Source organism: Candidatus Omnitrophota bacterium (assembly GCA_016929445.1).
Lineage (GTDB): Bacteria > Omnitrophota > Gorgyraeia > JAFGIU01 > JAFGIU01 > JAFGIU01.
This window is the reverse complement of the sequence record JAFGIU010000107.1, coordinates 1-19,917: the sequence shown is the minus strand read 5'-3', so window position 1 is coordinate 19,917 and position 19,917 is coordinate 1. Positions and strand designations below refer to the sequence as shown.

The 19,917-nt window shown below is 56.2% G+C and carries 3 protein-coding genes; all 3 read left to right on the top strand.

What is annotated here, in order from left to right:
• Nucleotides 1-83: 83 nt before the first annotated feature.
• Nucleotides 84-16,844 (top strand): hypothetical protein, encoded by a 16,761-nt coding sequence (locus tag JW937_08545; protein MBN1587453.1) that lies wholly within the window; start codon nt 84-86, stop codon nt 16,842-16,844.
• 103 nt (nt 16,845-16,947) lie between these two features.
• The gene (locus JW937_08540) at nt 16,948-17,133 is read left to right on the top strand and encodes a hypothetical protein (protein ID MBN1587452.1); all 186 of its coding nucleotides are present in this window, start codon (nt 16,948-16,950) and stop codon (nt 17,131-17,133) included.
• 155 nt (nt 17,134-17,288) lie between these two features.
• Entirely contained in the window at nt 17,289-19,589 is a 2,301-nt protein-coding gene (locus JW937_08535) for a hypothetical protein (protein MBN1587451.1), read from the top strand.
• Nucleotides 19,590-19,917: the final 328 nt, after the last annotated feature.

Sequence of the window (19,917 nt, the reverse complement as noted above, 5' to 3'; positions counted from 1 at the left end):
GGATCATGGTGGACATCTATGACGCATCCTTCACTGCTGCTGAGCGCGCTGCTTTGCGCGAGGCAGCCGGAAACGAGACTCTGATGCGCGAACTCATCACAGAGTTTGCGCAGAATCGGATGGAGGCCCGGGATGCCAGGGGCGCCGAAGGTGTCGAAAGTGCTCATGTCACTGTCTTGATGCAAGACCGAGGTTATACCTCTGCGGAAGTTCAGCAATTTGAAGCTATGCTTTGGCAAGCCAGCCGCATGGGAACCAATGCGCGCGGCACGGATGTGGCCACCGTAGAAGCGTTGGCCCCCATTGCCCGCAACATTGTCCAGGCGCGCAATGCGCTGGCCAGCGGTGGTTCGGGTGGCGGGATCGTGACTGGTGGAGTCTCCACAATCGAAGCAGAGCAGGCTTGGGGTGGATTCATTGCGGGAAGTCTGACTGGTCAAGGTCTCGATAATCTAACTCCGCAACAGAGCCTTGCGCTCGATATAGCCAATTTAATGTCCGAGCAAGGGGCCGATATCTCTTCAGCGGATATTCTCTTTACTGCTGCAGCCAATGGGTACGATGCCAACCAGGCAGGGGAAATCGCAGCAGTGATGGGTGCTCTGATGAATCCCGTGACTGTGGACAGTAGTTGGCAGGGAACTGTGATCGACGCGACTTTGGGAATGGTTCTCGGCCTTGGCACGACTCAGACCACGGGTGACTCGGGTCTGGCAGGAGCCCTTTTTGCCGGAGCCATTGCCAACCAGATGGGCCCCATGGACTGGTTGGCGGCCTCTCCGGTTTCTCAAGGGTCTCTGATCAACTTCGGCGATGTGATGGACGCGGTGCCTGCGGCGGTCAGTGCGGAAGCCCTTTTCAGCGCGGCCGGCGTGAATGCCATCGGAATCGAAGGCATTTGGCAGGACGCTTTCAATGCGGCAATTCCTTTTGTGCAGCAGAATTTGGGTATTGAGCTTGTGCAAGGCAATAATCTTTTTGAAAGCACCGTACAAACCCTGGTAGCCGGAATTGCCAGCGGCAGCTTCCGCTTGGATAGCTGTGCGTTCAGTGCCGCAGATGCGCTCATCAGCGGCTCCTCAGTCCAAGGCCTGACATCTGAAGACATTGCGGCAGGGATTTTGACGGATGTCCTGACCGGTCAGCTCAGTGTGAACGAGATTACAGCTCAGGACTTCAGCGCTTCGAATTCCAATGGAGTTTTGCTCTCAGGACAGGCCATCCTTAACATGGCCGGTTCCAGTGGGGTGGGTCTCCAAGCCTATAACGCTGGCGGCATGACTGCCACCGAAATGTTCCAAACCATCGAAGCAGCCAATGGGGCCCTGGGCGTAAATACCCCGGTGATTGCGCACCTGGATATCATGGACGGCCACTTTGTTGTGATCGAAGACATTGAGAACGGAACAGTGACCTATGCGCGTGGTACCTTCGATGCCCAGGGCGTGCGTGAAACCGGCACGATGTCGGCGGCCACCTTCAATAGTCTCTCTAGTGGAAACTTCATTACTGACCTCGATTTTACTGACCTGAGTACTGCCGGTGTGGGCTTTGAGATGCCCATCGGCGTGGAGGTTGTTGGCGCAGGCTCTTTTGTGGGCCGCACCGCAGGATTGGATCTGGGTGTGGTTGAGGCTGTGGAACAGGCCTTCAATGCTCCGGTGCTCGGCACTGCCACAGTCGGCGGTATGGGTGGCGGCGTTGAAGTCTTCAACTTCGGCAGCTGGGCTCAGTCCCAGGATGATTCGGTGAGAAGCGCCTTGAGCAATCTGGATCTCTTCACAGCCGGACGCATTAGCAACCGCTTGTCGGAACGGGGTGAAAGCGCTGAAGTGGTGGCGGACTTTATTCATGCGCTCGAGGATTTTGTGGACGCCTATGATGTCGAGGGCGGCACAGCAGCCATTCCGATGGGTGCCATTGTACAGATGGCTATGGATTCCGGACTCATTCAATACGGGGGCGGTGCCCTTTCAGTGGACGATGCGGTGAGCATTGGAGCCTCCATGATCATTAACGAGAATGTGCAGCTGCAGACTTTGCATCCGGCCATCATTGAGTTGGCACTGCACGATGCCCTGATCCAAGGCCAGGTCTTTGTTCAGGCCCTTGTGGGCACCACGGTTAATCCTCAACTTGCCGAGAGAGCCCGGCAGCTTGGGGATCAGTCCCTTGGGGCAAGCTTTGAAGGCTTAATGCAGGCAGTGCAACAGATCAATGACTTGATCGAAAGCGCCGGTACAGTGTCTGTGGAAGATCTGAACAAGATCGCGCAGCAGACCGGTGTGAGTCTAGAGGTAGTAGCGGGAATTGCTGCTATTAGTAACGCTGAGGCCGCCGGCCAGATTGTCAACGCATCCGTAGTGGCCACGGCAATCGGCGCTCTTGGCCAGCTCGAGGCTGCGGGCATTGAGGTGCGAGGCCTCACCGTGGACAACATCGTGGAACGGTTGAATAACCAGAGCGGTGGTGTGGTGAGTGTTGCTGGCCCGGGTGTGGTGCAGCCTGTGATCAGCGCCCCGGCTCAAGCCCAGCCGGTGAGCACCACCCAGACCACGGGGCAGCAGAGTCAGCCTGTAACCCAAACCCGGACCACGGGCACTCAGAGCCAGGCAGTCCGCACGGAGCAGAGCACCACCACTCAGGCCATTGTTCCGGCAAGCCTCGAGTCCCACATCCTCGGAATCCAGGGTGTCTTGCGCCAGCAAGGTATGTTGGGCGCAAACGGTATGCTGGATCTCAGCGCCCTCGATCTGCAGGATGCAGCCACGGTTAATTCGGTGGTGGATGTGATTCTCGATGCGCTGCTGGACACCACAGGCGGCCAGGTCAATCTCTCCGTTTATGAATTGGCGCAGATTGTGGCCCTGTTGGGCGGAAATCAGGCAGTGGCCGAATCCCTGATTGGAGTGATCCAGGGAGAGTTATTCGAAACCCAGAGTTCCGACATCACCCGCATCCTGGCCCAGGCAGATGCTGTCTTGCGCGCGGCGGCTTCTTCAACTGATTTGGAAGATTCCCTGAGCGTCACTCTCGCCGAGAGCGTGCTCAGTTCCGGACTGCTTAGCAGCGGTGCCGAAGTGGATGATCTCGAGTACCTGGCCGAGCAGGTTTACGGCCGGGATGTGCGCGGTGATGCATTTGACCGAGGCTTGAACGCGCTCGACCAATTCATGCAGCAGGAGCTCGGCGAGCTGTATTCCAGTGCCAATATTGCCTTGGTGGCGGCTCAGGTTCGCGATCTGGAGATGCCTCAGGTTGATCTTGTTTCGTTTGAGCCCACGCTGGCCTCGGTTGTCACCGAAGCGGAAGTCACTGAGCAAAAACCCGCACAATCCGCCACTCCAACCTCAACTTCGACCCTAGAGAGAGGCTCCACTCTCAACACTTCCACAATTGCGGAAGTCTATGAAGATATGATGACTCCTATTGTATCCGATGCATTGAATCAGGTGGGATTGCAAGGGGTTGATGAGCTTGGGACAGAGACGCAGACCTTTGCCGTTTCTGAAATCACGGAGGTGCAGACCCGCGACGGCCGGAAGGCGCAGCCCGGCCAGGTTGCAGACTGGAGTGAAGTTGCCACAGTGACCTTGAGTTCCGGGGAAACAGTGACTTGGAACGAGGTGACGAATGTCAGTCTTAACCGGTCCGGAGGCGCCAATTCAGCCCTCACCCAATTACTGAACCAGGTGGGTATTGCCGGGATCAGTACCTTGTCCACAGGAACAACCACGATCAAGACAGGCAAGGTGAATCAGGTAGTGCTGACAAGCGGCACCACCATGGCCATCCAGGAGTTTGTGGCCGGCGAACAGTGCGATTGGGCGCAAGTTCAGGCAGTTGTCCACATAGTTGGGGATGCCAAATGGGGGGATATTGCCAAGGTGATTGATCGGAACGGTCAGGAAATGGCCGTTGCTGCAGTGACGGACTGGAGCACAGTGGCCACGGTTGTGACTGCGAAAGGTGAGAGCATCAGCAGTAGTCAATGGAGTGTGGAAGAAGGAAAGAAGGTCACCGCGCTCGACACATTGATTCTAGCTGATGTGAGCTCCTTCTCCCAGTCTCAAAATGCGCGCTATGGTGTCCGGGGTCAAACCGCGAATATGGTCCGCGCGGCCCGTGGGCAGTCCTACACCATTTCCTATGTCAATTCAGACGGTGAGCAAGTCACGGAAAACCTGAGCTTCGAAGACTTGGTGCAGGCTGTGCGCGCAGTGGATTTGGTGACCGATGACGTGCAGTGGAACAACAATGCCGGTGGTTATGACCACCTCGGATTCCGTTTGCGGGAGGGTTTGCCTGCGGACAGCCGCAGGGCTGCTGTGGCCGCAGCCATGGCCCAGATTGTGGACCCGATCATGAAGGCTTTGGGTGTTGCGCGTGTGGGAGGCCATAGCGCCAATGTTACGACATCCCAGGCCAGGACTCTGATCAATGCCCTGAAGAATCCCAAGCTGGCCCTGGAGTTGCCAACGGCCTTCGGGAAGTCATACATGGGTGTGCATCTCTTGGCAGTGGCAGGTCAGCTCACGGGGGTGGACAAGTCCTTCATCATGTTTGCCAACCGTCTCAAGTTGGATGAAGCCTTTGGTTCCGGTGAATTCAAGGACGATGGATCCCGGAACACTATGTATGAAAATATTAACGCCATCTATGCGCAACTGGGCTTCAAGGTGGCGCGCGTTCTGAGTCTCAATGATCTGCAGGACCCTGCATTACTGCAGGAAGTTGAGGATGCGGATATTGTGGCCACCGTGTTTGAGACCGCGGGTTTTGGTGTGATTTCTCAGGAAAACGGGTATGCGGAGCGCCGCTTTATGGAACTCATGCGGGATCACGAAGAACCCGATGGATCTCAGTACCGGGCTGCTATTGTGACTGACGAAATGCAGTTGGTTCTTTCTATGAACTTCATTCATTCTGTGGGCGACGAAATGGAGCCTGAGGAGGCGTCCAGGCTCGCTCTGATGGAAACCCTTTTAGGTTTCTTCCAGACGGAGACGGACACGCTTCTGGCCCATGTCTTTGCAGGGGAGCTTTCTGATAAGGGAATTGAGAGCGAGGCACTGGAGGCCTTTGATAATGCTGTGGCAGCCAGTGGCGGCCAGGCTTGGGCATCTGTGCAGGCCTTAACCAATGCCTTTAAGCAGGATGGCAGGCTTGTCGGTCGCTTACTGAATGAATACATGCTGGAGAAGTTGGCCCGCATTCCGAACGTAGACTCGGCAGCTATTCAAAGGCTGCAGAACCTGGCCAAAGCAGTGCATCAAGTCGATAGTGTTGCCTATGAAGTTAACACTGCCAAGGGTGCTCTTGAAACAGCAGAGCGCGATTTCCAGCGGGCAGTGTTTGTGGGCGATACGGCCAGCCAAGCAAGGCTGGAGCAACAGATAGCACAGCTCCAAGTCAAACTGGCGGATGTTGAGGCCCGCTTGACTGAAGCAGAGACGCAGTTGACCGAGATGTTGCCCGGCCTTCAGGTGATGGAGTCTTTGACGCAGGTGATGCGAGCGGTCCATGGAACTAAGGGTACTCCGGAAGGTATTCACTGGCTTGGAACAGAAGAATCCGCCGCAACGGATGCTGTGGCCATGGCTCTGAATTTCTGGGCCGAGAATGCGCCCCAAGCGCGTTTGACCCGCTTTGCCAATGATGGGAAGGCTGCCTACATCGATCTGCGGTCTGTGCTTATTGATGAGGCCCGGGATGGAAGCAAGGAGAAAATCAGCGCCTTGTTCTCCGATGAGATCTTTGCGCTTCTTGCCCACCATCTGGCGAGTCAAGCTGTGGAAGACTTCCAAAATATGCGTGAAGCGGAACGGGCCCAGGCAGCTGCATCGGACAAGTTCTTTAGGATGGTAGCCGATGAGATGCATAACGGCGGGCTTGCCGTTTTTGCTGATCTTAGTCCCGAGGCGCAAAGCTCCCTGTGCACGGAAATGGAACGCCAGTTGCGCGAGGATAAGGCAGATACAGCGAGTCGCTTTAATCTGCGGGAGATGATCGGCGGCGTAGCCCAGTGGTATGACACCGCCTATGAAGGAGGCAGCTATGGGGTGCGTATTAATGGAGAAAAGAGCGCGTACGAGGTTGCAGAGGGTGTAGTGAGTGATGGGAATGTGGTGTTTCAAGTGATCCCCTATAGCCAGGGTGTGCCTTCGCCTTCCCAAAAGATGTCCAGCTGGGCACAGATCCTGCCCGCCACATTCTTGGGTCTTGCGCGTTTGGCTGGGCGGGACTTTGAGACCAATGAGGTGAGGGATCTCAAGGATCAGCCCGAGGTGCGCAGGATTACCGGCGGCATTACCCTGGATCAGTTGGCGACTGCTGTTGCAGAGGCGCGCACCAATCCGGAGAGCAAAACCGGCACCTTTACGGAGTTCCTGGCCGGGGCAGGGGTTGTGTGGTCCACGACCGCCACCCAGCGTTTTGGTTCCAAGCAGCTTTTGTCCGGTTTGGACAGCGTGGAGTTCAGTTCTACGATGCTTCTGGGCAACAAGTACTTGCGGGGCAACGAATCTGGCGTGAGGGCTCTGACCGGCCGCCTGGAATTGGGGGAGGAAGTGACCCAGGATCTGCTGGACAACCGGGGCCAGTACTATAACGAAGAATCCGTCCTGATGCGCCTGCGGGATGAGGATGTGCGTGGCTTCGGGGATCTCACTGAGTCTGTCCAGCGCAGTCTGGCGCGTATGGAAGAGCAGGCCCTGAGCAACATGATTTTTGTCGCCGAAGGCCAGGGCTTCCACTATCCGGATCTGGCCGTTCTTACCGAAGCTCAGCTGGCGGCTTACAACAGAGGACACGCAGCGGACGCGATTGACTTGGCCATCCATGCGGGAGACCGCTGGTTGGTCAAGGAGTGGGATGCGGCCACCCAGTCCTTTGGGGATTGGCAGGAGAATGACTTCAGTACGGATATTAAGAATCGGTACAACGGCCAGACCACCGGAAGGCGGACCTGGTCCATTTATAGCCGTGCCGATGTGGCGGGTGTGAGTATCGAAGGCAATGCTGATCTTTGGAACCAACGCTACAACGCGATGCGCGCCACCTTGCTGGAGGATATCTCCTTAACCACAGCCTATCAGTTCGATGCTGACCATAGCTTTATGGATGCCTTGCAGCGGGATCTGACGCTTGTGGGTGGGCGCACCGTTGCTCTGGATGCCTTGATGAATTTGGCGGCCGGCCACAACATGGCCTCGGATGAGGTTCTCTACTTGGCGGAGCGCTATATGCTGGGCTACCGGGGTGAAGAGCTCCGGGGTTCGCAATTCAGGTTGTCCGCAAAGGATGCCGAGGCGTTGGCAAGCAGCGCTCTTGAAGCAATCGCCAAGGCTATGGCCGAGAACGACTCTGTGGATTTGAGTGCGGCTCATGCTATTGAGGTTGCTGTCGCGATGTTCCGCGACGGTAAAGAACCCGCCAATGATGTGGACCGGAAACTCTTTAACCAACTGCAGGATACTTTGGCCAATAGCATTGACTTGCAGCTCATGGCCCGCGATGCCCGCAGAGATGCGCAGGGTGTTATCGCCTTTGACAAGGCGGGACAAGCGGGTTGGGTCGGTTTGGTGGAGACCGGTTTCACCGTGGCGAGCAACGAAAAGACTGAGTTGTCCGACTGGTTGCAGGGTTTGGGGCGCGCGTCCCGGCTCAAGAATCCGGAATGGCTGGAAGCTCACTTTGTGGGATCCGAATACGCGGGCCGTGGGCAAGGTCTGACTCTTGGGGAAGTCTGGGACACCGTGTCTAAAAATGAAATGACTGCTATTAGAGAGGAGCGCTTGTCGGGCGTGAACGAGGCTTTGACTGCGCTGCAGGTGGGAATGATCAAGGAGGCCATGGGCCAGATTATGGAAGGTTATGTCCAGCAAGTCCTGGCTGAAGTGGGTGCTGAGTGGGCTGATCTGGATGCGCATCAAAGAGGTATTTTGTTGAGTGAGGCCGACAAGCGCGCGCAGCAGGATGGGGATTACCTGGCTCTGGACCGAGAACGAATGGCCATCTGGAATAGTCAGGGCCGCTCCGCGGATAACACGGGCGGCGCAGGCAGTACCGTGGCCGAAAAACTGGAGAGAGATCTAATTGAAGCCCAAACCCGTATGTTGGGATGGCGTTATGCGGGGCAGAATAATGATGCCGGCTTGCTTGAACTGGACATTGACCTGAGCCAAGGCACACCGCAGATCCAGAATGCTGCCGGAGAACTTTATGAAAGTCTCTCGCCTCAAGGCCGGGCCATTTTTGATGGGTTGTTTGACCGGTATGTGGTGACGGTCAATGAAAACGGGACTCAGTTCTCGCCTGAGATACAGTGGCGCAGTGGACCCGATACGCGCAACTGGGCTTTGGACTTCACAGCGGATGAACGTTGCGTCTTTGCTCCGGCGGGTAAGCCCTTTACGCTTGCGGACTTTGCTCAGGGGGTCTCCAGCTTCAGGAGGAGCGATCTGCCCACCTTCAGCAAGTCCAGTACTCTGGCTGCAGCCAATTTGGTACAGGAACGCAGGACCAAGGTGGAGCAGAAGTTGCAGTCTGTGAATGCTTCCGATTCTCTGGCTGTTACCCGGGACCAGGTGCAAGAGTTGCTGGCAACCCAGCAGAGTGCCCGGGAATCCAACGGAGAGATTGAGGGTCTCAAGATTCACAACGCATCAGACTTGGCGGATGAAGTATCCGTTTATCTGAGTGCAAATGGCCATACCGAGGGAGAGGATTCCCTCAAGGTGTCGGGCCAGACCTTCTTCCACCTGATGAACCACGTAACACAACTGGACAACGGGGTCTTCAATCGCTTGGCCGCAATGACCGCCAATAATGCGGCGGCAGCTCTCGAACAGCAGTCTGCGGAGCTTATGCTCAGGGCAGCGGAAGGCCAGGCTTTTGTCGATTATGCCCAGAGAGCCGCGGCAGACGCAGCTCAGATGCGTTCCAACGCGGAGCGCTATGCTCTCGGGCAATATGCAGAAGGCGAAGTCGCGATGGTGACCGTGCAGGTGGCCAGGGCCTTGGTCGATGAGAAGGTTGTTAGCCTGGGCATGCCCTATGGCACTCACAATCTCGACAATGTGGAACTTCAGCTCGGGGCTGTGGACTTCTTTGGAGAGGCCATCCTGGGTAGTCTGAATTTGCAGGACTTGGCGGGCCTAACCGTTACCGGAGATCCTACACATCGTCTGGACACTTTGGCGGGTGTGTTGGAACGCACAGGGTCACCTTTGGCCGAGCCTGCTGCGGTTATCGTGAGGAATCGTCAGGAACTCAACGCAGCCCAGCGGCAGTTGGATGGGGCCCAGGCTGAATTCGATCAAGCCGAGGCCATGCGGGCCCGATTGCAAGAGCAATCCGCCAGCAGGAGTTTGCTCCAAAGAGGGGCCGATGCGGTTCGGAGTCTATTGGAGGAGCAGGAATCCACCACAGATCTCCGAGCGGCAGAAGAAGCCGAAACAAAGGCCCAAAAGAAACTCGACGAGGCCCAAGCCCGCTATGATGCTGCCGAGACCGGAGCTCGATTGACTGTGGATGCCGTGGCGGGTATAGCGCGAGCATTGGCTGAGGACGCGGACAGCGCAGGCCGCATTCGGCAGCTGCATGTGCAGGGTGCTCCGGATGATGATGACGATCCGGAAGTATTGGTCAATACCGTGCAGGGGTTGCTGTATAACTTTGCTTTGCCCCAGGTGAGTTCGGAGAATAGAAATCAGGCCATTGAGAATGTGCAAACAACCTTGGCAGCGATGGAAGAACTTACCGGGATGGACAGAGAGGCTCTCAGTATTGACGAGCTCCATGGCCTGGCATCTGCTCAAGACCGTCAGCGCTGGCAAGCTGTGGTGGATAACGCCACGGATGAAAAATCCGTGGTTGTGATTGCAGCCCAGGCTTTGATCGATACACTGGAAGAGGGTCAGGATTCCACAAACAATCGCTCCGAAATCCTGAGGCTTTTGGATGGCGATTTCCCGGATCTAAATGAGGGACAGAGAGCTCAGCTTTTGCTTGGGTTGACTGACACTGAAGCAGATTTGGCGCGCTTCCGTTCAGATCAGAGCCTTAAGGATCTGAAGACCTACCATGAAGTGTTGGGAGTGGCTGCCATGACTCCCGAAGAGTTTGCTCAGTGGCAGGTCCGTAACCAGCGCAATCAGCGCGAGCAGATGGGTGCACAGGCCCAGACCCAGCAAGACTTCCTGAGACCTAAGCTGGCAGCCTTGTCACAGGCCATGCCGGACAATCCGTTCGTGTCCTCCATCCAAAATGCAATGGATACCGTTGAAGTGCTTGGATCTGTTTTGGATACCGCGGGCCTGAATGCGGAGGCCCGCAGGGTGCAGGTCCTGCGCAATCTGATCCAAGGAATTCAGCAGAGTTTGCCCGGCTTGGTCTTGGGAACCGAAACAATGTTGTCTCTTGGTCAGGTGTCGGGTCAACTTATTGCTGAGGGCGCGGATTCAACGGAAGCTCAGTCTCAGATCCAGAGCCTTTGGATCCAGACTTTGGTGGACCTGATGTCAGACCAATCCGAGGAAAGCTTGTCCCAGCCCAGGCCTCAGATACCTGCCCATCTGCTGCAAATGCTCGGCGGGCAGATGCCGGGTCTTGGGGATGATGAGACGCAGGCAAGCGCCTTGCCTCTTGAAGTGGCGCAGCAGGCTTTGACACAGATCCAGAGCGGCGAAAGCGTGCAAGAGGTTATGAATGTCTTGAGTGGGGACCTTAGTGAAGAGGCGAGTGATGCTCTGCAGGACTTCCTGGCCTTTGCTCAGAGCATGAGCTTTACCACCGAGAATGAGGGTGTGACTACAACCTATATGGGTGGCCAAGTAGTCAATCTTGTTTCTGCCGGATCCCAAACCCGTGTTCAGGCTACCAATGCCTTTAACGATCCTTGGAGCTACACCAGGACAGAGATCGACGGCATGATGCGAACAGTGGTTGACGGCCAAGTCCAGAGCCTGGAATTCAACGGCGCGGTTGTCAACAACGTGGAGTATGCCCAAAACGGTCAAGTGGCCGCTTATCAGGTGTCTGTCCGTGTGTCGCCTGAGGTCACGCTCATTCAGCGTCTCACGCCGGTTCAGCCCACCAATGATCCGGGCGCGGATCTGCAGAGGCAGATGGAGCAAGCCCTGAACACATTGAAAGAGGTTGGTGGAGTGGATCCGGAGAATGTGTCTTGGATTCCGGCAGTGGTTGGACCCAAGTTGAGTGAGGCTCTTGAGACCGTCAATCTCTTGGCGCCCATTATCTATACGGAGCGGATTCACAGAGAGTCGATATTGAGTCAGATTCCAGTGAGTGCCCTGGATTTGGTTCTGGCGCATGGTACGGATGAGGCTCGCGGCACCGCTCAATCCCTGTCCGATTCGCTGAACTTGCCTGCTCTGCAGGATCTTGCCGGAGCCCTTACGCGGCAGATCGAGCAACCGGCGGCACTGGAGTCCGCCGGGAGTGAAGCTCCGGCTGATGAAGTAACTGCAGCTGTCCAAGCTGAGCCGGAAGGCCTGAAGCTGGACACCAGGGCGATTATCGCCCTGGCGCACACGCCGCGAGGTTTGGCTGTGGAGGCCCAGGCGTTGGCCCGGCAGTTGTTGCAGAGCGGTAATGTGGATCAGGCACTGGATCTGCTGCATAGCTTGGCGAGTCAGACCGAGATGGGTGAGGCCGCCCAGATTGCAAGTGTGATTTTGAGTGCCATGTATGCGGGCTACCAGTGGACTCCTTGGTTTGAGGTTCCCGAGGGCCGGGAACAGCGGCCGTTGTCGGAACTCTTTGAAGGATCCTACGCTCGCAGCTCCTATGCGCTTCAAGCAGGAGCTCCGGTTAGCTTGAGTGTGCGGGGTCAGGAAGGCACCAATCTGATGCAGCAGGTTTTGGTGACCACAAACAGTCTTCGCTTGTGGTCCGAGCGTCATCAGGAGCCGGAGGCCCAGGCAGAGGTTCTGAGTCACTTGATTCGCATGCTTCAAGATATTCAGGCTGGAGTTACTGCTCTTGAGTTGGGTCTGGGGCAGTTCCCGAATGCAGACAGAGACATTGTCCTGGCTTCCTATGAAGTGCTTCAGGATGAAATTCAGTCCACAATCTCGAATGTGGTGGGCTCTATGTTCCGCTCAAGCAATGTCCAAAACGTGAGTGTGTTGGCCAATGCCTTGGAGGCGGAGGGTGTTGTTGCGGACAATGTGGCCCAAGCTCTATCTGCTTTGCCGAGGTTCCAGGGCTACAACGGACTTCCCAATGCCGCAGCTCAGATCAGGACGGAGATTGATTTGTGGTTGGCTTTGGCCGGGATGGATATCTTGGCGGATGCTCCCGCAATCATGGGTCCGCTCGCCATTGAGCAGGTGGTGACGCCTCAGAATGATTTGAGGATTTATGAGGATGGCCGCATTGTGTCCGTGGAGAATGCCAATTCGGTGGCAATAGAAATTGACTATGGCCTGGGCGGCGTGGAGCAATATCGTGTCCATGGTCCGGATGGCATGGACCGTCAATTCGTTTCTCGGGACGGGACTTTGGATTTTGCAGCCCAGATGGCTGGGGCTTTACAAATCCTAAGTTCGGATAATGTGGCGGTTGAGCAGGCCACTGCCGCGATTCAGGATTTGGAAGCCTTGAGCAGCTTCTCCCGTATTCCGGTGCCGGTTAATGAGATATCCTTGACGGCTTTGCAGACTTTGGCAGGTTCCGAAAGCAGCATGGCTGCGGTAGCAGAAAGCTATTTGAGCAATCGCCGCAGTGCAGTGCTTCAGGGTCTGGGATTTGGTGCGTTACCGGCGCCTGCTGAATTGGCTGATGCTCTTCTGTCGATTACCGGCACGGATGCAGTGCCCGAGGCGCAAGGGGTTAACGGATTGATCTCGCAGATCAATGAGGGCATCAGGCTGCGCCGCGCCGGGGATCCTGAGGACTTGCAGGCTTTCAACACAGTCCTGCTTCAGCGTGTGGCTGAGACCCAGGCGTTGTTTGAAAACGTGGCGCAATCGGCATTGACTCCGGGCATCCAGTACTTGAGTCAATTGGTGGCTGCTGGCTTAAGCCTGGAGCTGGTTTGGGATGTCTTCCGTAATACAGAGGATGCGGCAAGTTTGCAGGCGCGCTTCAGGTCCCACTATGCAAACCGGAATTTGGCGGGCGAAGTGGCCAACGGGGAGCCTATTGTGGTTCTGGGTGGGGATCAAACCAGGGCTTATACAGGGCAGCCCGTTTTGGATATGAGGATTACCCTGAACAGCTTGAATAACCGGCCCTTTGGGGAGGATGCGCCGCCAGAGCTGCATGCTTCCGCCTTGATGGCCATGGGTCGCCTGCTGGCCGATGTGAACGTGGGCCTTAGGACGCTGAGTGCTTCGGATCCGCAAGATCGGGATCTGGATACCCAATACCAGATCGTGGCCTATGAGGTTTTTGCCAATCAGGTCTCCGAGACGATTGCGCAAAACGTGTACGCATTGATGGAGCAGGCCCGCGCGACCTCCGGTTCGGCGGTCTGGTGGGCTATGGCTGAAGCGATGCAGCGGGACGAGAATTACTCTGAGGCCGAGGCTGTGGTGGGAGCTCTGTCCTCTGTCTTTGGAGGCAGAGCAATGAATATGTTTACTCAGCACATGACTGAGATGGGGGAGCCCTATGAGGCCGGTTCCGAGGAGCTCGGGCCCGTATTGGACTTTGTGGGGCTAATGGGTGCCTATGCATCCTTGATGGATGACGTGGCTGGAGTGGACCTGAGGCCTGAATCATTCACTCAGACTCGGACTGAAGAGCCTGCAGCGGAGGCTGCTGCGGAAGAGGATGCGTTGAGTCGAGCGCTGCGGCGCCTGATCAACCAGTCTTCCGGAGCGTTGGGAGACGCGACAGGTCTCTGGAGTGTTCTCAACGGGGCCCTGCCGTTCATGCGTCAGAACAATCAGGTGTTGACGCCAGAGGCCGCTGCTGCGGTAGTGGGCCGGACCCAACTTGATCTGGGTGTTTTGGAAAGAGATCTCGATGCGATCCAAAGCCAACTGGCAGGCTCAGCCATGAGTCCTGAGATCCGTGCTCGTTGGCAAGAGGCATTGGGGCAGCTGGAGCGTGCCGCAAGAAGAGCTTCTGCTCCTGAAATCCGAATCACATCTCAAGAGATCCAGATTGGTGGCCAGCTGTTTACCCAGCCCACAGATCCGCAACTTTTGACGCCGGTCCAGGTTGTTCGTGAGCAGAGTCAGGCTTCCGATTGGATCGAGGTGGTGCGCAATGTGGACAGGGATGCGGAAATTGAGGAGGCAGTGAGAGATTTTGGTTACGCGTTGTATGATGCTTTCACTAATCGGCAGTCCAGCACGACTCAGAATGAACAATACTGGAATACAATGAGGGCCTTGACTGCGGTCGCGTTTGGAGTGAGTCCGCAGCAGGCGCAGGGGATGATTAATGAAGCTCAAGTGCATTTGGGTGGAGATCATCTTATGGGCTTCTTGCATCGGTTGAACCTGGCTCTTGTGGAGTATGGATTTGTGGTCGGGTGGCCGAGTGCTGGATATCTGGCTGGGAGATATGCCCGAGTGGACCGCTATCGAGTGGTGGAACCGCTGCGCCTGAGGTTTAACGGCGACCGGCCTGCACTTGAGGTGATGACCAGTACCACGGAGGATGCGCGCCGGTGGTTTGGAACGGACGAAGGTATTGGAGGGGTTGCTGACGGCCTGGTGGCTGCTATTAACGGCAACTACTTTGGCGAAAGTGCAACTCTGGCAGAGAGAAGCCTTGCGGCGCCGGCTGCCGACTCAGGTTGGGAATGGACTGCGGATCAGTTGACTGCCCTGGCACCCCTCGTAAATTCGATAGAGGGAATGGATCAAGAGCACAGGAGACAGTTCTATTTGCAGCTGGTGCGCCAGGAAGAACTGCTTCACTTGGTTGATATGCAAGCCTTGAACGCAATTGCCCCGCAGAATGTCTTGATGAGTCAAGATTTTTCTTTGGAGCAGCAGATTGATGCGGTGTTCGGGCCGGTTCGAAACACTCCCTTTGGACAGCTGTTTGGTCAGGTCTTGCAGCACCAGATCAGGATCATACCAGACCAAACTCGAGTGAGTGGTCCCTATATTGCTGGGGAGGTTTTAGAGGGTCATGCTAATGTGGCGCAGCTTCTCAGTGCCCAGTCCAATGAGGAATTGGCCGTGGTCTTGGGGCATTTGTTCCGCGAGGCGAATTTTGTGCAGGCCGCACATTACCGTCACACAACGCAGGTTCTGCTTCAGCTATTGGTTGAATTGATGGATGGGGATATCCGGTACGTTAGCGAAGATTCGGCCGTGGATGCGAGCCTGGGTGCTTTGGAGCCTGGGTTGATTTCGCGGCTGGTTTCGGCGGCCCAGTCCGGTGAGCTTCTTAATTTGATTCAGCGGTTGCGTGGCCAAGATGCGAGAGTGGAGATTCCCGCAGCGCCGTTTGATATGCCCACAACTCCGGTCGTAGCGGCTGCAGTTGAGTTCCAAATGCCCGCAGACACGAGCCGGATTCAGCGGCTTGAGGAAGTGATTGAAATGGTTTCCGGCGAGAACTGGTCCGTTCCTGTGACGGACCGTGTATTTGACCGAAAGATGGAGCAGGCCATTGCGAACTTGAGCCGGTTCCTGGAGTCGCAGAAGCCCGGGCAATGGAATGACCGGATTGCCGCACAGCTACAAGGTCTATGGAGGGAATTGGCGGGCTTGGTGGATGCCGGAGACTTGGCGGACACATACTTGTCTCCGCAACAGGCCCAAGACCGCACGGATATGTTCTTGCAGAAGCTGAATCTTCTCTTGGCCCCGAAGGGATGGCTAGTGGGTTACGGAGCTCAGAAGTCGGCTATGGGCCAGCCTCTGAGGTCCAGCCGTGTCCAGCAGTACCAGGTTTCGGCAGAGCTCGGGCGCGATGGAACCCCTCTGTTGATCACACTTACCAAAGAAAGAGAAGAGAGAAATTGGTATCCACCGTCCATGTTGGCCTTCTGTGATCCCATTTCGCACATCGTCAGCTACTCAGGAGCACTGGCGCCCAGTGCATCCCAGCCTTCACCAATACGGGGGCTGATGGATGCGGCCAGGGGTTCGGGTCTCACTTGGAGCGCGCAGCAGGAGGCTGCATTGGCTCCCATGCAGGGACTTGAGACTTTGAGTCCTGAAGAAGGCCTTGAGTTCCAGTGGAGATTAGCCGTTGCTGAAGAATTGATCCACCTAGTGGACAGTAAAGCTGTAAATGAGGCGAATCTCAAGATTAGAGGGGTTCCGTTCTTGACCAATCCTGCAGTTGGAAGGCGGGAGCAGGTGCAGGCGCGCTTCGGCGCTGATGCGAATTTGCCGGTTGTGGTTGCTTATGGCGAATTCCTTCAGAAGCAGCTTTCAGTGCTGGGGGACAAGACCCCCGGTGACAAGATATATCTCTGGGAACTGTTGCATGAGGCGAGCGCGGATATGCAACAGCTCTTGATGGTGGAATCTCCCCAAGAGCTTAACGCCATGGTGACGGCCAGGCTCCGGGAAGCCAATTTCAGCGAAGATTACAAGGGCATTTACAGGGTTGTGGGTGTGGCCATGGTCCACTTCCTGGCAGGGCTTGTGAGTGGGAACCTGGATGCGCTAATCGCAGGTCCGGTTCTGCCCACCAAGGTGCAAGAGTTGTCGCCGGAAGTGATCTCAACTGTTGCCCGGTCTTTGGCCTCGGGCCAGCTATTTGATCTGATCCGCCAGCTTCGCGGTGAGGAAATCCTCCCCGATCTTTACGTAAGTCCGGATGCGGCTGGAGTGCGCTCTACTCAGGACTTTGAGGCCGCTGCCAGAGGCGCAGAGGCCGCCGGCACTTCCGCCTAAGACTTAAACCCAGGCCCTCTCTGCGAGGGGAGGGCCTGTGCTTTGACTAGTTAGAAAAAAGACTGAAAAAGTTTTGTAGTTGTGTTAAAGTAGGAGGTAAATCATGAGCAAGCCGGACCCGGCTGCGGACCCCTCGGATCGAGGCGAGCAGCCCGAACAGCCCGGAGAATTGCTGGAGAGCTGGGAGCGCCGCGCCCTTTCCCGGAGTGAGGAGCTTCGCTTCTTGGACCGGGCCAAGAAGGCCGTGCGCGAGGCCCGCAAGATGGGCCAGCGAATCTTCTTTTTGTGATGCGTTCTGTCATTCCCGCGAAAGCGGGAATCCAGTTGTCTCAGTGCCCCAAGTGGATCCCCGCTTTCGCGGGGATGACAGAAGAGTCGCAGGGATGACAAGCGCAATGCATGGCTGTACCATATTGCAAAGCCTATCTAAGGGGGAATAATCCATTGAAAGATGTTCAGGAGCGCAAATTCAACGGGATGTGGCTGGAGGTCTTCATTTTTGTGGGCCTCCTTTGTTTAGGCGGCCTGGGTGTGGCCCAGGTTTTGAAACTGCCGTCCGAGGGGCACGCCTCGCCGTCTCCGGGTGCTGCCATGATTCCGGCGCCGGATTTGAGCAGTGTGCCGCACACGCTTGTGGACAATTTTGATAAGGGAAAGACCTCCGGGGTGTTTACGGAGCGCGAGAATTCCCTGGGTGCTTTCCAAGGCACCTTTGCCAAACGGCCTTCCTATACACTCATCACAAAATCCCAGGAACACCGGGTCGGAGCCACCGGCCAAGGCCTGATCATTGACTTCCAGACCAAAGGGGGCTGGTGCGGCTGGTACACCCTGCTCAACGGCATTGATGTGTCGGAATACAATGCGCTCACTTTTTGGATCAAGGGGGCGGAGGGGGCGGAGAAATTTGATGTGGGTTTTGCCGACAAGCAAATGCAGGACCTGGAGATTGACGCTGTTTACGCCGGTTTGGTCAGCCCCTTCCTTCCTGCGGGCCGTGTCACCACCGAGTGGCAGCAGGCCAAGATTCCGATTTCGCGCATTTCCGCTCAGATCAATTTGGAAGAGATGGGTTCCCTGGTGTTTTGGTTCCGCTACGAGGGCACGGGCCGGGTCTATGTGGATGATGTGATGTTTGCCAAGGATCCGGGCATTACCAAGATTGAGGAGGAAAACCGGCCCCGGGCCAAGAAGGTGGAGGGCCATCCGCGCTCCCTCTGGGTCTGGAAGATTGACCCCGTCAATAACCTGCGCGCGCGCGCGGATATGTGGCAACTTTGCGAAGAAGCGGCCATTGAAATTCTTTACCTGTATTTTGGGGAATTCGACAAGGATGAAAATCCCGAATACACGCGCAAGCTGGAAGAGTTCCTGGAGCAGGCGCACGAAAGGCATATTGAAGTGGAGGCGCTCGCAGGCAATCCGGTTTGGTGTTTACCCGAATACCACGATACTTGTATCGGCTGGATCCGGTCTTTCCTGGAATACAATGCCGAGCGGCCGGAATCCCGATGGATCAAAGGGGTTTCCATGGATGTGGAGCCGTATCTGACCAGCGAGTGGAACACTGACCGGGAGATGATCAAGCGGGAGTACATCGTGCTTCTGGGCAAGATGCGGGAACTCATCGACAGCTATAAGCAGCCGGGTTTCCGGCTGGGGGCGGCTGTGCCGGTGTTTTACGACACTGTGGATGACGGGGAATTTGGCCGGACTGTCTTTAGCTACTTGGATTATATGGCCCTTATGTCCTATTACGATACCCCGCGCCTAATGATTGACCGTTCCAAATACTTTGTGGATCTGGCAACGGAGTTGGGGAAAAAGGCGAGTTTGGGGGTGGAGACTCAGGATTTGATTGCCATGAACCAGGGCTTGCGCCGTAACACATATATAGAGGAAGGCTGGATCCAGATGGAGAAGGATATGGACAAGGTCATTGACCATTTTAAGGACCAGCCCGGCTTTGAGGGCATTGCCATGCATTGCTATTACAGCTACCGGCTCATGCAAAAGGACCGGGATGTGCCCACGGAGGAGCGCCCGGATATTGAAGCTCAGCAGCCCACACTGGCGGTCCGGGCCCCGGGGCCGGTGACCATAGACGGGAATTTGGACGACTGGGATCTTTCCCAGCCTTTGGAAATTCGCGCTAAGAACCAGGTGGCTTTTGGCGCGGGCGCTTGGTTGGGGCCCCAGGATTTGAGTTATACGGGATACCACATGTGGGATGAAGATGCGCTTTACGTGGCCTATGAGTTCAAGGACGAAAAGGTGGTTCAGGAAAAGACCGGGGCCGATATGTGGGAAGGGGACCATATGGAGCTTTGGGTGGATGTGGAGTTGCAGGCGGACTATGAAGAAGCCGTGAACTCGGCGGATGATTTTCAATTCGGTCTGAGCCCCGGAAATTTCGGCACCCTTCCCCCGGAAATTCATGTATGGACCCCGGATCTGAACCCGGAGCAGCTGGCCCAAGTGACGGATATGCAGATTGGCGCTTCCAAGACCGGGGACGGGTATCTCCTGGAAGTGCGTTTGCCTGTGTCGGTCTTGTATATGGCTTTGGACGAGATCAGCGGCAACACAACGCCGCATAAGCTCAAGAAGGGCCACTACATGGGCCTGATGGCGGATGGAAGTGATACGGATGCCGCGGACCAGCCCCAAAAGGCCGTGATTTCAAACTCCGATGCGCGTCAGTGGGGCAATCCCTGCCGATTCAAAATCCTGAGGCTGGAGTGATGCGGCGCTATTGTCATCCCCGCGACTCTTCTTGTCATCCCCGCGACTCTTCTTGTCATCCCCGCGCAGGCGGGGATCTACTGGAATCACTGAGACAACTAGATTCCCGCTTCCGCGGGAATGACATACTTGCGATTGTCTTTCTGGCAGTCTTTCTTCTTTCTGCCTTCTCCGCTCCTCCCGCTTTTGCCGAATCCCCGGGCGGCGTGACTCTGCTGGAGCTGCCGTCCATGCCCGAGGACACTTTTTTGACTGACGACGAGCGCAAGTTCGGTCACCGGGGCAAGATCGGCGGCTTTGTCTTTCCTCCCTCCCGCTATGGAATTTT